The sequence below is a fragment of the Mucilaginibacter dorajii genome, assembly GCF_024808255.1.
Taxonomy (GTDB): Bacteria; Bacteroidota; Bacteroidia; order Sphingobacteriales; family Sphingobacteriaceae; genus Mucilaginibacter; species Mucilaginibacter dorajii.
In genome coordinates, this window is the sequence record NZ_JANTYS010000023.1 from 1 (window position 1) to 12,469 (window position 12,469).

Genomic DNA, 12,469 nt, shown 5'->3' on the forward strand with positions numbered 1-12,469 from the left:
AATGCTATCTTCAAACACCAATCTCAAAAAGATCGTCCGGTTTTCCCGGGGGATGATGCCAGGGAGTTTTGGGTGAGAGCCGAGGACAGGACAAGGGATACTGCGCAGCGCTATGACAGGTTGGGACTCGCCGAGTACGAAGCCATGGAAGCATTTAAACGTTATAAGTTTTAAAAAAAAGTATTGAGTGGTGAGTTTTAAGTTATGAGTTTTGGAGAGATATCTTTTTATACTTATTATGACTAATGCAGGACTTTAAGAAACTCAAGGTTTGGCAAAAATCGTTTGATCTTGTATCGGCAATATATAAGTATACGGCAACGTATCCGTCAGAAGAAAAATATGCCTTAACAAGCCAAACGAGGCGTGCGGTTGTATCTATTTCAAATAATATTGCCGAAGGTTGCGGTAGATTTACTCAAAATGACTTTTGCAAATGTCTTTTGTTCATTTTTTGCAAATGTCTTTAGGCTCTACTAACGAAGTGGAAAACTGTCTCCTCATTGCCAACTCTTTGAGATTTTTAAGTGACGAGGCGTTTGGTGAACTTAATAATCGCAATACTGAAATTAGGAGAATGATGCTTTCATTAATCGAAAAAATAAGAAAAGGAAACTAATATATGCCCAAGGACGATCGTACTCAAAACTCATCACTCAAAACTCAAAACCCGAGGCTCCTTTCGCTCGATGTTTTTAGAGGCGCGACCATCGCGGCCATGATACTGGTTAATGATCCCGGCGATTGGGGCCACATTTATGCACCGTTGGAGCATTCCAAATGGAATGGCTGTACGCCTACCGACCTGATGTTTCCGTTTTTCCTGTTTATGGTGGGGGTGTCGGTCATTTATGCCATGGAAAGCAAAAAGGTGACGTTATCGCACTCGAAACTTATCCTGAAAGCACTACAGCGAACTGCCATACTAATCGCCATTCCTTGGATAACGCAATTAATATTCCATCCCGACCGTGGGTTTGCTCATCTGAGGTTTCCGGGGGTATTGCCACGCATTGCCCTGGTTTATTTTATATGTACCGTACTATATTTAAAAACATCTCAAAAAACACGTGACTGGATCTTTGTCGGGGCACTTATTGGATATTTTATTATCATGACTTTTATTCCTGTGCCTGGCGTTGGCTATGCTAATCTGGAGCCCGAGACTAATATAGGGGCATGGATAGATCGTCTGGTATTTACCACAAATCACCTCTGGAGCGAATCGCATACCTGGGACCCCGAAGGTTTATTGGGCACTTTACCTGCGGTAGCAACCGGTTTGTTTGGCATAAGGGTTGGCACCTGGTTAAAACGTAAGGACCGCGATGACAATGTAAAAGTGAGCTGGATGTTTACCTACGGCGCAATGGCTGTAGTAGCCGGTTTGCTTTGGGATTTGTTCTTCCCCATTAATAAGGCTTTGTGGACAAGCTCTTTTGTGCTTTATACCGGCGGACTGGCTACCATTGCCCTGGCGCTTAGCTATTGGCTTATTGATGTGCAGGGTTATAAAAAGTTCACCTATCCCTTTGTTGTATTTGGGGCAAATGCCATTACGGCATATGTATTATCCGGCTTTATTCCGCATTATATGGGTATGATAAAAATAGGGGGCAGTTCAATTTATCAAACTTTTTTCGCACCACATTTTTCGCCGGTAAATGCTTCTTTGGCAAGTGCCATAGTTACAGTCATTATTTTATGGCTGGTAATGTGGATATTGTATCTTAGGAAAATATTTATCAAAATATAACACATGAAATTTAATCTAACCCTTATCGCTTTAACATCGGCATTGTTGTTTAGTGTAGCAAGCGTAAATGCACAAACCACTTCAACTACCTTCACTGCGTCGCACCTGAAATCGGCCGAGTTATTTTTGATTGCTACCGGAATAAACACTCAATTTACCGGTATTGTTGAAACTATGATTGGTACATCAAGCGCTCAAATTCCAGAAGCACAAAGGTCTACATTTATAAATGTAATGAAGCAGTTCATGGGCAAGTATTATTCCTGGGATGTTTTGAAAGATGATTTGGCAAAAATATATTCTGCAGAATTCACGGAAGACGAACTCGATCAATTAACTACTTTTTATAATTCGCCGCTTGGGAAAAAAGTTAGTTCCAAAACCCCCTTGCTACTACAAAAGGGGGTGGCGTTAGGTCAGCAAATTATAGCAAACCATCGGCCCGAGTTGGAACAAATGATGCAGGATGCATTTAAAAAAACCGAAAGTCCGGCTAAACAATAATTAGCATTCAATAATTTGTAACTAATAGTTTCGTTTAGCATCTTAGTAAAAAAATAGCCTCTAATAATATATGAATTTAAACAAACAGCTTTCTGTATTGGCTTTAGCGTTGCTAATAGCCTCAGGAAGCGCCGTTGCGCAAGTAAAAAAGAAGCCGGCCGTATCGCCCAAAAGCAAACCTGTAGCAGGTCAGCTATTGATAAAAGCCGATGTTTTGCCTGTTGATAAACAGGTGATCATTGGTAAATTACCCAACGGGCTAACCTACTATATCAGGCAAAATGTGGAGCCTAAAAACAAGGCCGAACTTTACCTGGTAAATAAAGCAGGATCGGTTTTAGAAACGGACGATCAGCAGGGCCTTGCCCACTTCACCGAACACATGGCTTTTAACGGTACCCGCGATTTTCCGAAAAACCAAATGGTTGATTACCTGCAAAAATCGGGTGTTAAATTCGGGGCCGATTTAAACGCGTACACTTCGTTTAACGAAACCGTTTACCAGTTACCTATCCCTACCGATACAGCCGCTATATTTAACAATGGCTTTAAAATATTGGCTAACTGGGCTGGCTACGTGAGTTTTGATCCTACCGAAATTGATAAAGAACGCGGTGTTGTTTTAGAGGAAGAACGCTTGCGCGGCAAAAATGCCCAGGAGCGTTTGCAGCACCAGATTTTACCTGTGTTGCTTAACAACTCGCGTTATGCTTTGCGTTTACCTATTGGTAAAGAAGATATCCTGAAAAACTTTAAGCCAGAAACCATCAAAAGTTTTTACCATGACTGGTACCGCCCGGATTTGCAGGCGGTAATTGCCGTTGGTGACTTTGACCCTAAACAGGTTGAGGCACTCATCAAACAAAACTTTTCGGGCCTTACCAACCCTGCCGGCGAAAAGCCGCGTGCAAAATACACTGTGCCGGCTACACCAGGCACCGTGGTTAAAATTGCTACCGATGCGGAGTTTCCTTATACCCTGGCCGAAATTGTTGTTAAACACCCGGGGACAATCGTGAAAAACACGGTTGATTATATGCAAAGTGTGCGGGTGCAGTTGTTTAATCAAATGCTGAATTCCCGTTTAGGCGAACTGTTGCAAAAGCCTAATCCTCCGTTTTTATTCGGCCGCGCAAGTTATGGCGGCTTTTTGGGCGAGCAGGACGCGTTTACCACCATAGTAGTTGCCAAAACGCCTGCCGAATTGGAAAGCGCCGTTAAGGCTGTTGTTGCCGAAACAGAAAGGGCGCACAAGTTTGGCTTTACCCTAACCGAGTTAGAGCGAGCCAAACAGGACGCTCTTGTACAAATGGGGAATGCCTACAAAGAAAAAGACAAGACCCTGTCGGTAAATTTTGTGCGCGAGTACCAGCAGCACTTTTTAGAAGGCGAAGCCATCCCGGGTATCGATTATGAGTACAATTTTTATGTAAATAACATCAGCAAGATAACCGTAGACCAAATGAATGCCTTAGCCGGCAAATTCATCAGCGATCAAAACAGGGTTGTAATTATTGAAGCGCCCGAAAAAGACAAAGCCACTTTGCCAACCGAAGCTACTTTATTGCAATGGATAGGCAGCGCCGGCCAGGGCATATCGGCCTATGTTGATAATGTGTCATCAGATCCATTGATCAGTAAATTACCGGAGGGCACCAAAACAGTTAGCCAGGTAGCAGATTCGCTTATCGGCACAACTACTTTAACTTTTGGTAACGGTCTTAAAGTAATATTAAAACCAACTGAGTACAGAAACAACCAGATACTGATCAATGGTTACGCGTTTGGTGGTTCATCGCTGGCAAGCGATGATGATTTTACATCGGCTAATTTAGCAGCTTCTATCATTGCCAGCAGCGGTATATCCCAGTTTAACCAGGGCATGCTGGATAAAAAACTGGCCGGTAAAAATCTTAGCATTACGCCATATATCAGCGAAACCGCGCAGGGCATCAGCGGTAATTCATCCCCTGCCGATTTTGAAACCGCCCTGCAATTGATATATCTGTACTTTACCCAGCCGCGCAAGGATAACGATATCTGGCAATCAACCATCGCCCAAACAAAATCGGTTTTGGCCAACAGGGGGCTCGACCCGCCAAGTGTGTTCCAGGATACGGTATCAGCTACTTTAAGTAACCACAACTTCAGGAGTATGGTTACCACGCCCGAAAGGTTGAGCAAAGCTACCCTTGATAAAGCCTTTGAGTTTTACAAAGCCCGTTTTGCCGATGCCAGCAACTTTACCTTTACCGTAGTTGGCAATTTTGATATAGAAACCATTAAGCCATACCTTGAACATTATTTAGGCGGCCTGCCATCAACCAATAGCAAGGAGACTTACAAAAACCTTAAAATACAACCGCCTGCAGGCGAGATCACCAAAATAGTAAACAAGGGTGTTGCCGAAAAAAGCAGTGTTCAGCTGGTATTTAGCGGCGATTATGATTATAACGACGCCAACAACATCCAAATGGATGCGCTGGAGGAAGTGTTGAACATCAAACTGATTGAGCGCCTACGTGAGCAGGAAAGTGGCGTTTACGCGCCAGGTGTAAGAGCCAGCTATCGCAAAGTTCCGGGTGGCAGGTACAGCATTACTGTATATTTTGGATGTGCTCCTGAAAATGTGGATAAGCTGATTGCGGCAACATTAGAGGAAATTGGAAAGGTCAAAACAAATGGAGCCCAGCCTACCGATATCCAGAAATTTGTTGCCGAAGAAGCCCGCACAACCCGCGAGCAGATGAAGGAAAACATTTTTTGGGCAGGTTACCTTGGTGCCAGTTCACAAAATGGCGAAAACCCCGATCAGATCTTGCAGCACGTTGGCAACCTTGAGCAGGTAACTGTACAAAGTACCAAAGACGCTGCCAATAAATACCTGAGCGGTAAAAACTTTATCAAACTAATTCTGATGCCCGAAAAGAAATAGTTTTTAACCCTTAAAACATATTTAACGCCCTGCCCGGAATTTTCCCGGCAGGGCGTTTTGTTTATATACTTTAATAACCGCATGCCTTGTTTTTTAATGTTCATAGCCCGGCTTCTCAATGGGGCAAAAAAAGGTTTTAGGATATGAGGAAAATGCACTGATATTGTGTCGCGCCAGAGAAGTAGCCGCCGGCGTACTGGAGTATCTATGGGTTCAAGAATGAGTGCGCAATTGACAGACGGTACCGCCTATGAAAGTCTATCTCCAATTCCTGAGTAGCAGATTGATTTTTTACTTTTATGATGACAATCATCATTACAGCGATAAGATGATGACAAACCAGCCTCGACATAGGCAAGCAGAAAACAGATCCATTTTTAACAATAAAAGCGGTGCATTTGCACCGCTTTTATTGTTAAAAATATGTTGTTAGTAATTATACCAATTGATCTGGAGTGATACCACCTTGTTGAAGTTCGTGGTCTTTTTTAAGAAATGGAGAACCTACAGTAAAGATGCCCATCAGGAAAAGCGCGCCGCCAAATAAAACCTGCGGGATCCAGATTTTTGAATGAAAATCATAAACCCATGGTGAGCACATCAGGAACGAGCCCATAATTACATCGTTTACATTATGCATAACCATTGGGAATACTTTTAAAAAGCCCAATTCGTTTTTTGCAAAAATAGCCATGATTAATTGCAGCCATCCTATTAATAAAGGCAAAAATAAAGCCGCGCCGCCAATATGGATGGTATCAAACGTCCATAAGGTTGAAATTAGCAAAAGAGCAATTGCATAGTTTAAAACTGCATAAACTGAGGTTGGAAGAAAGCTTTTCATTTTTGTAGCTATTGTTGTATTATACCTGTATTAATATCTGTGTATCAAAAATTATGTCAAAGTTAAGGCTTTTGATATTAAAAATTGCCTTGCACGCCTATTATTAATTAAAAGAAGTACCTTTAAATAATTGCAGCATTCATGCGCCAAAGATAGGCGTTTTAAAAATTATTGCAATTCATTTATTCCTAAAAGTCGGGCAACAACAAATCAAGCCAGGCAGCCCCTTATCATTATTAAAGAAAACAGGTTGTACATCCTGATAAATTAACATCTAAAACTATAAAACCATGAGCAAGGACAGACAAGCCGTAAAAGAAAAAAAGAAACCTGCCGCCGAAGGTGGCAAAAAAGCACCATCGGATTATCAATCGGGCAAAGCCAATGTTGTAAAACCTATTGGTGTTGATAAGAAAAAGTAGTCTTTGGGACTATTGGATTATGGGACTATAGGATTTTAAGACGAATGACAAAATTCAATAGCGAGGCTTGATGGCTTCGCTATTTTTATTTAAAAACAGTGCAATTTGCCACCAGGCTCCATCAACAAACCAAGGCAAACGCATCTAATTGGGTTAACATAACTTAACATATTTCAGATAAAATTCATTATAATTATCTAATAATCAATATTTTATATTTTAACAAGGTTAACACTAAACTGATGTATCGCGCAATTTTGGAGCATCCAAATAGTTGTGCCTGTTGTTGGCCAATACAAGTCCATTTGATACCTGGATCATTTAACCAGCACCAGGCAATAAAAACAAGGTATCGTTTGATGCTTATATCTTTCAGACGCCATAAACTTATCCCCGTTAACTATTTACATGCCTTTGCCATGATCAATAACCAAATGATATGCTGAACAACAAACTAAAAACTTAACTTTGTGCTCCCATGTATCTGCAGCAATTATCAGTCATTAATTTCAAAAATTACGAGGAAGCCGAACTGCTTTTTAGCGAGGGGGTTAACGCCTTTACGGGTAATAATGGCGCGGGTAAAACCAATTTGCTTGATGCAATTCATTACCTGGGCTTGTGCAAAAGTTATTTTAACCCTATTGATAGCCAGCAGATAAAACAGGGTACAGAATTTTTTATTGTTACCGGTGTTTTTAATAGAAATAACCAACCCGAAGCGGTAGCCTGCTCGGTGAAACGAAATCAAAAGAAGCAGTTTAAACGCAATAAAAAAGACTACCAGCGCCTGGCAGATCATATTGGTTTGTTGCCATTGGTGATGATATCGCCCTATGATACCAGTATTATTACCGAAGGAAGTGAAGAGCGCCGTAAGTTTATTGATAATGTAATATCACAAACAGATAACCATTACCTTGATGAGCTCATTACCTATAACAAGGTATTGGCTAACCGTAATGCTTTGCTAAAATTGATTGCCGATACCGGCCGTTACGATCCCAGTTTGCTTGAAGTGCTTGATGAGCAGCTGGTATTATCAGGCAGCAGGATATTTGAACGGCGTAAAGCTTTTATGGAAGGCTTTACCCACATATTCAATAAACATTACAGCTTTTTGAGCGACGATGCCGAACTGGTTGAATTGGTATATGAATCGCAATTATTGCAGGACGATTTTGCAAGCCTGCTAAAGAAAACGGTTGAGCGGGATAAGGTGTTGGAACGTACCACAGCGGGGATTCATAAAGACGATTTGCAATTTGGTATTCATGGTATGGCCATGAAAAAATTCGGATCGCAGGGGCAGCAAAAATCATTTTTAATTGCCCTTAAGCTGGCCCAGTATACCTTTCTTTATCAGCAAAAAGGGTTTAAACCATTGCTGCTGCTTGATGATATTTTTGATAAGCTTGATGATGAACGGGTAACCAAGCTCATGAAAATGGTATCGAACAATGATTTTGGACAGGTATTTATAACCGATACAAGCATTACCCGCGTTGCAAACATCTTTGATAAGATAAACGTGGCAGTTAAAATTTTTAATGTAACCAGGGGGACCATAGATGCGCAAGACTAACGATAAATCATTAAAAGAAGCCATTGAGCAAATGCTTAATGTGTACAAAATTAAACGGCGCTATGACGAAACTGCCGTAGTTGCATCCTGGCCAGATTTGGTAGGCAAATCTGTAGCCAACCGTACCAAGGAGTTGTTTATACGCGATAAGAAACTGTTTTTACGAATAGAATCGTCGGTGATTAAAAACGAGCTAATGATGATTCGCAGCCAGATCATCCAAAAAATCAATGACGAGGCCAAGAGTAATTTAGTAGAAGAGGTTGTATTCCTGTAGATGGCGCATAATAATTTATACGGGAGATAATAAAAAAGGGATAGTGATTAGCCAAGGTTATTCTTTATCCCTGAACATCCGGAGCTGACGGGAGCGTATGGCCTGCCTTACACCAAGATCATCGCTGATAATAGAATATGCCAAAATAAAGATCCCCGGTATAATAAAGGCAAGCTGCACCTCGGGATGGGCTTTATAAAGCAATAACGAAGCTGTAAACAAACATACTACGATAAGGGCGTATATAATGGTTTTTAAAAACAGTTTCATAATCAGTTACTTTATAAGGAGTGTACTTTTGATATATAGGATCCAGGTTAACAGTTAATTAAAGTTAACTGCGTTTTGTAAATATACAAAACTTAATCCCTAATTAAAAAAGTACCTCAAAAATATGGGTGTAATATTTTATGATATCACACCCATACTAATATATTATATCGGCTATTAGAATTTCTCGAAAGCAGAGAAAAAGAAGTTACCTTCAATTTGTGCATTTTCGTCAGAGTCTGAACCGTGAACAGCATTCGCGTCAATTGATTTAGCAAACAGGTTACGAATAGTTCCTTCTTCTGCTTTAGCCGGATCAGTTGCGCCAATAAGCTTACGAAAATCTTCAATAGCATTATCTTTTTCTAAGATGGCGGCTACAATTGGGCCTGATGACATAAATTCAACAAGGGCATTATAAAAAGGGCGGCCCTTGTGTACTTCATAAAATTGTCCTGCTTTTTCTGCTGATAACGAAGTGTATTTAAGAGCGATGATCTTGAAACCGCTTTTGGTTATTTTATCTACAATAGCACCAATATGGCCGTTTGCTACCGCATCGGGCTTAATCATGGTAAAAGTTCTGTTGGTTGTCATTTATTTTTAATTGTTACTTTATGAATAATTATAAGCGCGGATAGTTTGGGGAGCGCTTATGCTGTTTGATCAACTAATTTCAAATTGGCGCAAAAGTAGCGTTTTGCATCTGTAAGATAAAGCTTTTTGTATCAAAATAGATGGTTTGTATTTAATTTATTTATTTAGCTTTGCAACTCTTTTTTGAAATTGATGTTAAATTTAGCCGCGCTTACAGAACTTTTAGCAAGCCCCAAAAAGATAGTGATCACTACCCATCATAAACCTGATGGTGATGCTATGGGCTCGTCTTTAGGTTTATATAATTATTTGATACAGCAGGGCCATCATACAACAGTTATTACCCCTACCGATTATCCCGATTTTTTAGCCTGGCTACCTGGTAATGAAGATGTTATCATCTATACCGAGCAGTTAGAAAAATCGGCCGAACTTATTGCCGCTGCCGAGCTTATTTTTTGCCTTGATTTTAACGCGTTAAGCCGCATCAATGAAATGGGCGTGTTGGTTGGCGATAGCAGCGCCTATAAGATCATGATAGATCATCACCTGGAGCCAGCCGATTTTGACGATTACAGGCATTGGGATATTAATGCTTGCGCGGCTGCACAACTGGTATATGATTTTATTGTAAACCAGTTATACCATCCCGAACTGATCAATAAAGATGTAGCCACCTGCCTTTATACAGGCATCATGACAGACTCGGGATCTTTCCGCTTGCCTAACACGTCATCCACGGTGCACCGCATAGTGGCCGATTTGATTGACGCAGGCGCGGTAAACTACCGCATTCATGAACTGGTATACAATAGCGCATCAGAAAACCGTTTACGATTTTTAGGACATTGCCTGGCCAATTGCCTGGAAGTATTGCCCGAATACAATACCGCCATTATTGCCGTTAATAATACCGACCTTAAAAAGTTTGATGTTAATACCGGCGATACTGAAGGCGTGGTAAACTATGCCTTATCAATGAGCAGTATTAAACTGGCGGCATTTATAGTTGAGCGCAGCGATAGGGTAAAACTTTCGTTACGATCAAAAGGTGAGTTTCCGGCAAATGAAATTTGTAAAAAGTATTTTGATGGCGGCGGTCACCGTAATGCGGCCGGCGGTCATTCAGAAGGAACGCTTGAACATGTAGTAGAGAAATTTAAATCCATATTACCCGAATATAAAAAACTATTAAAACAATAAAATGAAAAGAAAATTAATGTTCTTGGCCATTGCTGCAACGGCGTTTGCAAGTTGCAACGGAGGCTTTAAAAAAGGCGACGCAGGTTTGCTTTACAACATCCACACATCAAAAGGCGCACCTCACATTAAAGAAGGCGACTACGTAAGCCTTAATATGGTGATTAAAACCGATGGCGATTCTGTTTTATCAAACAGCTATGATGCAGGCCATCCTATTTTAATCCCGATGCAAAAATTACAGTCAAAAGGTGATATCATGGCTGGTATTGAAATGTTGGGCGAAGGCGATAGTGCCACCTTCAAAATCTCTACCGATTCGATATTTAAAGGTGGCGTACAACGTCCGCCAAATTTGAAAGGTAAATATTTAGTATTCCAGGTAGCTGTAGCCAAAGTAATTGCCAAAGGCGCATTAACTGAGCAGGTTTTCCGTGATAGGGTTCAGGCGTACATCAAAACCTTAACCGACGGCATGAAAGCAGCGGAGCCAGCTAAGATCAAAAAATACATTGCCGATCATAACCTTAAAGTAACTACTACGCCATCTGGCCTAAATTATGTAATTACCCAGCCAGGTACGGGACCAACACTTGCCGCACATGATACTGCGGTAGTAAATTACACAGGTAGACTTCCAAGCGGTAAAATATTTGAAACCAGCGTTAAAGAGGTTGCCATTAAAGAAAAACAACCTATGGAACCAGGCCGCCAGTATGCTCCTATCCGTATCCCGGTTGGCGAAGGCCGTGTAATACCAGGATGGGACGAAGGTTTGCAGTTAATGAATAAAGGATCAAAAATAACATTGGTTATCCCTTCTGATATTGCGTATAAAGATCAGGGTGCCGGCAATTTAATTGGCCCATACACCCCAATTATTTTTGAAATGGAATTGATTGACATTGTTAAGCCAAATCCAAACGCGCCTAAACCGGCGGTTATGCCACAAATGGCACCGCCAACGGCACCAACAACAAAATAATTAAAATAGCTTTTATAGCCTTCCCAACTGCTGTTGGGAAGGCTTTTTTATTACTACTATGAAGAAAACATTCTATTTCTTAGCATCCTTACTTGGTATGCTTAATTTAGGTGCGCATGCGCAGAATGGTATGCAAACCAGGCCAAATGGCGCGCAATACCAGATTTTTACACACAACACCGGCGAAAAAGTAAAACAGAATGATGTTATTACTTTTAACTATATCCAGATGACCGACAAGGACTCTGTATTATTTAGTTCTTACGTGGCGGGCCATACTGTGCAGGCACAAATACACCCATCACAAAGCGTAGCCGATTTGATGGATATATTTCCCTTGCTTACGCTTAATGATAGTGCAAAAGTAAAAGTACCTACAGATTCTATCTTTAAAGGTCACGAGGAGGCTCGTCCACCGTTTTTCCCTAAAGGGAGCAACCTTACCTTTATTATTAAAATAACTAAGGTACAAAGCCTGCAGGAGGCCATGGACGAGCGGAATGCAGCTATTGCAAAGCAAAAGCAACAGGAGTCTGTTGATGCCAATAACTACATTACAGCAAATAAGCTAACTCCTGTAACTACAGCATCAGGTTTAAAATATATTGTTACCAAACCCTCTGCATTGCGTAAGCCATTGCCGGGCGATACCGTGCTGGTAAATTATGTGGGTAGCTTAACAAACGGAACGGTATTTGACTCCAGCATCGAAAAAGTTGCGAAAGCCGCCGGTCTTGACCAGCCCGGTCGCCCATATGAGCCCATAAGCGTGGTGTTGGGCGAAGGACGGGTTATCCCCGGCTGGGAAGAGGGTTTAGCACTTTTACATGAAGGTTCAACAGCTAAATTTATTGTTCCTTCAAGCCTTGGTTATGGCGAAAAAGGTGGTGGCGCAGTGATCCCCCCTTATGCAACTCTTGTGTTCGACCTGGAGATTGTAAAAATAAAACCAACCAAACACGCCGCGGTGGCTGCAAAACCAGGTGTTAAGCACCCGGCTAAAAAAGGCACCGCCAAAAAAACAGGTGTAAGTAAAAAGAAAAATTAACCTTAAAGCCTTCTGCCAAAAACAGGGGGCTTTTTTATTTTTGCAG

14 protein-coding genes and 1 pseudogene are annotated in these 12,469 nt (G+C 41.2%); 12 read left to right on the forward strand and 3 right to left on the reverse strand.

All coding sequences use genetic code 11. The features are described from left to right. From FHS10_RS23480 to FHS10_RS23495, 6 genes and pseudogenes are all read left to right on the forward strand, one after another. Positions 1 to 174: pseudogene (locus FHS10_RS23480) on the forward strand (PIG-L family deacetylase); the annotation flags it as partial. Between the two features lie 71 nt (positions 175 to 245). Next, the gene (locus FHS10_RS29310) at positions 246 to 470 is read left to right on the forward strand and encodes a four helix bundle protein (RefSeq protein ID WP_374759833.1); all 225 of its coding nucleotides are present in this window, start codon (positions 246 to 248) and stop codon (positions 468 to 470) included. After that, a complete protein-coding gene (locus FHS10_RS29315; protein WP_374759834.1) occupies positions 461 to 619 on the forward strand; it encodes a four helix bundle protein in 159 nt (52 codons plus the stop codon). Before FHS10_RS29310 ends, FHS10_RS29315 begins: the two co-directional genes overlap by 10 nt. Before the next feature lie 3 nt (positions 620 to 622). Further along, positions 623 to 1,756 carry an acyltransferase family protein gene (locus FHS10_RS23485; protein WP_259095794.1) on the forward strand — a complete coding sequence of 378 codons (1,134 nt, stop codon included), beginning with the start codon at positions 623 to 625 and terminating at the stop codon, positions 1,754 to 1,756. Positions 1,757 to 1,759: 3 nt separating this feature from the next. Continuing rightward, a complete protein-coding gene (locus tag FHS10_RS23490; RefSeq protein ID WP_259095795.1) occupies positions 1,760 to 2,260 on the forward strand; it encodes a DUF2059 domain-containing protein in 501 nt (166 codons plus the stop codon). A gap of 70 nt (positions 2,261 to 2,330) precedes the next feature. After that, a complete protein-coding gene (locus FHS10_RS23495; RefSeq protein ID WP_259095797.1) occupies positions 2,331 to 5,195 on the forward strand; it encodes a M16 family metallopeptidase in 2,865 nt (954 codons plus the stop codon). A gap of 436 nt (positions 5,196 to 5,631) precedes the next feature. On the opposite strand, the gene FHS10_RS23500 is transcribed toward FHS10_RS23495, so the two are convergent. After that, the gene (locus tag FHS10_RS23500; RefSeq protein ID WP_259095799.1) at positions 5,632 to 6,039 is read right to left on the reverse strand and encodes an SPW repeat domain-containing protein; all 408 of its coding nucleotides are present in this window, start codon (positions 6,037 to 6,039) and stop codon (positions 5,632 to 5,634) included. A gap of 290 nt (positions 6,040 to 6,329) precedes the next feature. Between FHS10_RS23500 and FHS10_RS23505 the strand changes: the two genes are divergently transcribed. The 3 genes from FHS10_RS23505 to FHS10_RS23515 all read left to right on the forward strand — a co-directional run bounded on the left by FHS10_RS23505 (position 6,330) and on the right by FHS10_RS23515 (position 8,323). Beyond that, positions 6,330 to 6,461, forward strand: coding sequence for a hypothetical protein (locus FHS10_RS23505; protein WP_259095801.1), 132 nt, complete (start codon positions 6,330 to 6,332; stop codon positions 6,459 to 6,461). A 478-nt stretch (positions 6,462 to 6,939) separates the two neighbouring features. After that, complete coding sequence (gene recF / locus FHS10_RS23510; RefSeq protein ID WP_259095803.1) at positions 6,940 to 8,046, forward strand: DNA replication/repair protein RecF; 1,107 nt, start codon at positions 6,940 to 6,942, stop codon at positions 8,044 to 8,046. After that, positions 8,033 to 8,323 carry a DciA family protein gene (locus FHS10_RS23515; protein ID WP_259095805.1) on the forward strand — a complete coding sequence of 97 codons (291 nt, stop codon included), beginning with the start codon at positions 8,033 to 8,035 and terminating at the stop codon, positions 8,321 to 8,323. Before recF ends, FHS10_RS23515 begins: the two co-directional genes overlap by 14 nt. A gap of 57 nt (positions 8,324 to 8,380) precedes the next feature. Here the strand turns inward: FHS10_RS23515 and FHS10_RS23520 are convergent, their stop codons facing one another. Beyond that, positions 8,381 to 8,593 carry a hypothetical protein gene (locus tag FHS10_RS23520; RefSeq protein ID WP_259095806.1) on the reverse strand — a complete coding sequence of 71 codons (213 nt, stop codon included), beginning with the start codon at positions 8,591 to 8,593 and terminating at the stop codon, positions 8,381 to 8,383. Positions 8,594 to 8,770: 177 nt separating this feature from the next. Then, a complete protein-coding gene (locus tag FHS10_RS23525; protein WP_259095808.1) occupies positions 8,771 to 9,190 on the reverse strand; it encodes a nucleoside-diphosphate kinase in 420 nt (139 codons plus the stop codon). Between the two features lie 192 nt (positions 9,191 to 9,382). Between FHS10_RS23525 and FHS10_RS23530 the strand changes: the two genes are divergently transcribed. The 3 genes from FHS10_RS23530 to FHS10_RS23540 are packed head-to-tail and all read left to right on the forward strand — an operon-like array spanning position 9,383 to position 12,423. Further along, the gene (locus tag FHS10_RS23530) at positions 9,383 to 10,393 is read left to right on the forward strand and encodes a DHH family phosphoesterase (RefSeq protein ID WP_259095811.1); all 1,011 of its coding nucleotides are present in this window, start codon (positions 9,383 to 9,385) and stop codon (positions 10,391 to 10,393) included. A gap of 1 nt (position 10,394) precedes the next feature. Continuing rightward, positions 10,395 to 11,375 (forward strand): FKBP-type peptidyl-prolyl cis-trans isomerase, encoded by a 981-nt coding sequence (locus FHS10_RS23535; RefSeq protein ID WP_259095812.1) that lies wholly within the window; start codon positions 10,395 to 10,397, stop codon positions 11,373 to 11,375. Positions 11,376 to 11,433: 58 nt separating this feature from the next. Continuing rightward, complete coding sequence (locus FHS10_RS23540; RefSeq protein ID WP_259095814.1) at positions 11,434 to 12,423, forward strand: FKBP-type peptidyl-prolyl cis-trans isomerase; 990 nt, start codon at positions 11,434 to 11,436, stop codon at positions 12,421 to 12,423. The last annotated feature ends 46 nt before the right edge of the window (positions 12,424 to 12,469 follow it).

Coding starts and splice junctions, on each gene's coding strand:
- FHS10_RS23490 (WP_259095795.1), top strand. CDS start 1,760: ATGAAATTTAATCTAACCCTTATCGCTTTAACATCGGCATTGTTGTTT.
- FHS10_RS29310 (WP_374759833.1), top strand. CDS start 246: ATGCAGGACTTTAAGAAACTCAAGGTTTGGCAAAAATCGTTTGATCTT.
- FHS10_RS23485 (WP_259095794.1), top strand. CDS start 623: ATGCCCAAGGACGATCGTACTCAAAACTCATCACTCAAAACTCAAAAC.
- FHS10_RS23495 (WP_259095797.1), top strand. CDS start 2,331: ATGAATTTAAACAAACAGCTTTCTGTATTGGCTTTAGCGTTGCTAATA.
- FHS10_RS23515 (WP_259095805.1), top strand. CDS start 8,033: ATGCGCAAGACTAACGATAAATCATTAAAAGAAGCCATTGAGCAAATG.
- FHS10_RS23535 (WP_259095812.1), top strand. CDS start 10,395: ATGAAAAGAAAATTAATGTTCTTGGCCATTGCTGCAACGGCGTTTGCA.
- FHS10_RS23525 (WP_259095808.1), bottom strand. CDS start 9,190: ATGACAACCAACAGAACTTTTACCATGATTAAGCCCGATGCGGTAGCA.
- FHS10_RS23540 (WP_259095814.1), top strand. CDS start 11,434: ATGAAGAAAACATTCTATTTCTTAGCATCCTTACTTGGTATGCTTAAT.
- FHS10_RS23530 (WP_259095811.1), top strand. CDS start 9,383: ATGTTAAATTTAGCCGCGCTTACAGAACTTTTAGCAAGCCCCAAAAAG.
- recF (WP_259095803.1), top strand. CDS start 6,940: ATGTATCTGCAGCAATTATCAGTCATTAATTTCAAAAATTACGAGGAA.
- FHS10_RS23520 (WP_259095806.1), bottom strand. CDS start 8,593: ATGAAACTGTTTTTAAAAACCATTATATACGCCCTTATCGTAGTATGT.
- FHS10_RS23500 (WP_259095799.1), bottom strand. CDS start 6,039: ATGAAAAGCTTTCTTCCAACCTCAGTTTATGCAGTTTTAAACTATGCA.
- FHS10_RS29315 (WP_374759834.1), top strand. CDS start 461: ATGTCTTTAGGCTCTACTAACGAAGTGGAAAACTGTCTCCTCATTGCC.
- FHS10_RS23505 (WP_259095801.1), top strand. CDS start 6,330: ATGAGCAAGGACAGACAAGCCGTAAAAGAAAAAAAGAAACCTGCCGCC.